This is a genomic window from Acidiplasma aeolicum (assembly GCF_001402945.1).
Taxonomy (GTDB): domain Archaea; phylum Thermoplasmatota; class Thermoplasmata; order Thermoplasmatales; family Thermoplasmataceae; genus Acidiplasma; species Acidiplasma aeolicum.
In genome coordinates this window covers 1-4,137 of sequence record NZ_LKBG01000030.1, presented here as the reverse complement: position 1 = coordinate 4,137, position 4,137 = coordinate 1, and the positions used below count along the sequence as shown (strand labels likewise).

Genomic DNA, 4,137 nt, shown 5'->3' with positions numbered 1-4,137 from the left:
ATATGACGAATGAGAAAAATATAATTATAACAAAATTAGATAATAAAGACTATTTTAGTGAAATAGGCAATAAAATTATAGGCATAATAGGATATGGGAATCAGGGTAAATCACAAGCACTAAATTTAAGAGATTCTGGTTTAAATGTTATAGTCGGGAATGTAAATGATAACTACGCTAAAGATGCAGAAAAAGATGGTTTTAAGGTTTATGATATACCAGAGGCAGTTAAAAAATCAGATATAATATTTCTACTTATACCTGATGAAATTCAAAAAAATATATATAAAAACCATATAGAACCTAATATAAAAATTGGTGCAACTCTTGTATTTGCATCTGGCTATAATTATTTTTATGGATTTATAAGGCCAAGAAGCGATATAACCGTATTAATGATTGCACCAAGAATGATTGGTTGGGGAGTTAGGGATGTATATGTAAATGATCAGGGTTTTCCATCACTTGTTGCAGTTGGTCAGGATCCTAATAATAATGGATATAGCATATTAATGACATTATGTGATAGGCTTGGTATGTTTAGAAAGGGTGGTTGTGCAGTATTGTCATCATTTAAAGAAGAAACATTGGTGGACCTATTATCTGAGCATTCCTGGGTTGGTGTAATGCTATATTCGTTTCGTGCCTATTATGATGTTGCTACAGAACTTGGTGCCTCACCTGCATCCGTTATTTTAGAGTTATATGCATCTGGGGAACTTGCTGAAATAGCAAAATCCATGCGTGATATGGGTTTATTTAATCAGTTAAAAACTCATTCAAGAACCAGTCAATATGGGCAGCTTACGCGTGGCCCATTATATATAACTGATGAATTTAAAAAAACTCTTAAAAATGAGGCCATAAATATATTAAATGGAACTTTTGCAAGAGAATGGAACGATGAGGAAAATAATGGTTATATTGTATATAATAGATTGCATGAAATGGCCAAAGAACATCCCATGGAAACTGAAGAGAGGAAACTATATAAAATATTGGGAAGGTGAATAAATGGAAACAGATATTTTTAATTTAGAAAATTATGAAATATTTGATTTAACACATACAATGTATCATAGGATGCCATCATGGCCAGGGCATTCTGAGTTTACAGTTCAGGATTTAAAGATATTGAACATTGATGGTTATGCTGTAAAAAAGATATCTATGAATACCCACCATGGAACACATATAGATGTTGCAGCGCACATGATAGAAGATGGCAAAACTTTAGAAAAATATCCAATTACATCATTCATAGGCAGTGGAGTTGCAATTGATTTTTCCAATAAAAAGCCAGGAGAACCTATAGAAAGTGAAGATTTTGATGAATATAAAGATGTTATACACAATAATGATATGGTTTTTATCCATACTGGATGGGATAAAAAAAGGGGAAATAATAAGGAGTATTTGTATTTATGGCCATATCTAGATATATCTGGGGCGGAATTTTTAACTTCCAAAAAGATCAAACTTGTGGGCACTGATGGGCTTAGTATAGGTGGCTGGTCATCAGAAACACCAATGCACAAACAAATAACAGATACTGCAAAAAAGGTTCATGAAATTATACTTAATTCAGGCGCCATAATAGCTGAAGAAGTTGCAAATATTGATAAACTTCTTTTAAATGAAAAATATGTTAATGCACTTTTTTTTGTAATGCCACTTAATATTATGGATTCTGATGGTTCTCCAGTTAGAATACTGGCTTTTAAGCAGGTGAAAAAATGACGGACATAAATGATAATATAAAATTTAAAGGTGAGCTGAAGGAGGAAACAAATAAAACAGATGAGGTGTGGGGTGTAAGGGGAAAAAAATATGGTATTTACCTATTTTTTATAGCAATGATGGGTTGGGCATTAGCCTCATATAATTATAATCTACTTACAGTAGGTTATTCCTCTGTTGCTTCTGCGCTTCATCTTACATCAACACAGGTTGCGGAAACTGGAACTGTAATAAGCCTTACTGCGATATTTGTTCCAATTGGTATGGGATACTGGATGGATGCAAAGGGCAGGAGAATAGCATGGATGATTGCACTTCTTATATCAGCAGTATTTACAGGCTTAACAGCAGTTGTTACCGACTTTATACAGCTTGTTGCTGTAAGAGCAATAGCAGCATCATTTGGACTTGCCGAGCTTGGTATATCAATAACAATTGTAAACGAAAGCGTTGGACCAAAAAGTAGGGGATGGCTTTATTCATGGGTTCAGGGTGGCTGGCCACTAGGTGTTTTTCTTGCATCTGGTATATATCTAGCAACCATAAGATTTGGATTCAGGATTGTATTTGCAATAGGAGCCATACCATTAATAGCAGTTGTTATAGGTAGATACTGGATAAAGGAGCCTGAGAGATATGAAAATCTTAAAAGGATAAAGGCCTTACTTAAAAAGGGTGTGCCCATGGATCAAATTGAGGGCATAGAGGAGTATAAAACTGATTTATCACAGGCAGGTAAAAATGTATTCAAACAGATATTTACAACACCCGGATACATACGTAGGCAATTAATAAAAATAATGCTTGCATGGTTTTTTTATGCTTCATCTTGGGCACTTACTAATATATTTATTGCATTTTATCTGGAACATTACTTTGGGTGGAGCTTAACATTTGTTGCATATCTACTTCTAATATCTGGTGGATTAGGGTTCTTCTTTTATCCATTAAGTGGTTATTTAGGTGAAAAATTTGGAAGAAAAACCGTACTTGTATATACTGCTGTAGCCACACCAATAATGGCTATTATATTTATTGTTGATATACATTATATATTACTTGCGGCTATAATATATTTCTTTGTGTATCAGCTTACAAATGGTGTATGGTCTGGCGCAGGTTATACATACTGGGCAGAAAGCTTTCCTACACGTGTTCGTGGTACATTAATGGGATTTCTTACTGGATGGTTTAACTTTTCAACATTTGCAGGTTCTTTAATATATACTTTATTGGTAATATTTTTTAGCACCGATCCCATACTTATATGGATAATTATGGCCATAGGCCTATCTGCAGGTCAACTATTTGCATTGACTCTTAGAAAAATAAAATCTGGGGAAGTTCTTGAAGATATTTCTTATTAAAATATTAAGGAACCAAAACAGCCCTTCCCTGTATTTTTCCATTTTTAAGCAATTCATCGGCCTTTGCAGCCTCCCTTAAATTAAATCTTTGAGTTTCAACCTTTATTTTACCATCAAGATACATTTGTATTAATTCAGTAAACTCTGAATATGTGCCGGTTAAGCTACCAATTATGTTTATTTCACGTATTATAAGATCGAATGTACTTTCCTTAAATATTCCGCCATAACCAACTACAACCACTGTACCCTGCTTTTTTACCAATTTTAGTGAATATTCTGTGGAATTATTTTCACCTACAAAGTCAAAAACAATATTTGCACCGTTATTATGTGTAAATTTCATGCATTCCTTTATTATATCATGATTGTTTGAAAACAATAATGTAAAATCAGCACCATATTTTTTTGCAAGTTCCAATTTTTCCTGTGAAATATCTATTGCAATTATTTTTGCTGCTGTCATTGACTTTATTATCTGTATGGCAATATGACCCAAACCACCAACACCGAATACAATAACTGTGCTGTCTGGAATGATAAGTGGATATACTTTCTTTATGGCATGGTATGCGGTGATGCCAGCATCTGCAAGCGGTGCCATGTTTATTAAATCATCATTTTTAATAGATTTTGGCAAACTTACAACGGCCCTTATTTTAGTTTTCATAAATTCTGCGTAACCACCATTGGCGTCTATACCCGGCATATATGGATCTTCGGTACAAAACATATCATTTCCCTTCCTGCAATTTAGACAGTAACCCTTTGTTATGTAGGGAAATAAAATAACCGGGTCATTCTTTGAAATATTGTGTACCTTGGAGCCAAAATCATATACATAACCAGTGTTTTCATGTCCCAATATTAATGGCAGCCTTGTTCTATCTTTTAGATTTCCAAATATTTCATGTATATCGGTTCTGCATACTCCGACCCCGGCAACTTTAATTATAATATCATCATCTTCCTCTATTTCTGTGGATTGTATATCATATCAATGGCTGTGGATTTATGCATAATCTTGGAT

Annotated in this window: 4 protein-coding genes; 3 read left to right on the top strand and 1 reads right to left on the bottom strand. The window is 33.8% G+C overall.

Translation table 11 applies throughout. The features are described 5' to 3' along the window. The 3 genes from ilvC to AOG54_RS01235 all read left to right on the top strand — a co-directional run. Nucleotides 1-1,010, top strand: a 1,010-nt coding sequence (ilvC, locus tag AOG54_RS01245; protein ID WP_084795454.1) for a ketol-acid reductoisomerase, incomplete at its 5' end; no start/stop codon positions are given. Between the two features lie 4 nt (nucleotides 1,011-1,014). Continuing rightward, nucleotides 1,015-1,740 (top strand): cyclase family protein, encoded by a 726-nt coding sequence (locus AOG54_RS01240; RefSeq protein WP_055032295.1) that lies wholly within the window; start codon nucleotides 1,015-1,017, stop codon nucleotides 1,738-1,740. Further along, a complete protein-coding gene (locus AOG54_RS01235) occupies nucleotides 1,737-3,107 on the top strand; it encodes an MFS transporter (RefSeq protein WP_055032294.1) in 1,371 nt (456 codons plus the stop codon). Before AOG54_RS01240 ends, AOG54_RS01235 begins: the two co-directional genes overlap by 4 nt. A 4-nt stretch (nucleotides 3,108-3,111) precedes the next feature. Here AOG54_RS01235 and AOG54_RS01230 read toward each other — a convergent pair whose 3' ends face one another. Further along, nucleotides 3,112-4,098: an NAD(P)-dependent alcohol dehydrogenase gene (locus AOG54_RS01230; protein ID WP_394328369.1), complete on the bottom strand. Its 987-nt coding sequence runs from the start codon at nucleotides 4,096-4,098 to the stop codon at nucleotides 3,112-3,114. Nucleotides 4,099-4,137 lie beyond the last annotated feature (39 nt).

Bases quoted from the DNA above. Each gene is read 5' to 3' on its own strand.
- AOG54_RS01240 (WP_055032295.1), top strand. From the start codon at position 1,015: ATGGAAACAGATATTTTTAATTTAGAAAATTATGAAATATTTGATTTA.
- AOG54_RS01235 (WP_055032294.1), top strand. From the start codon at position 1,737: ATGACGGACATAAATGATAATATAAAATTTAAAGGTGAGCTGAAGGAG.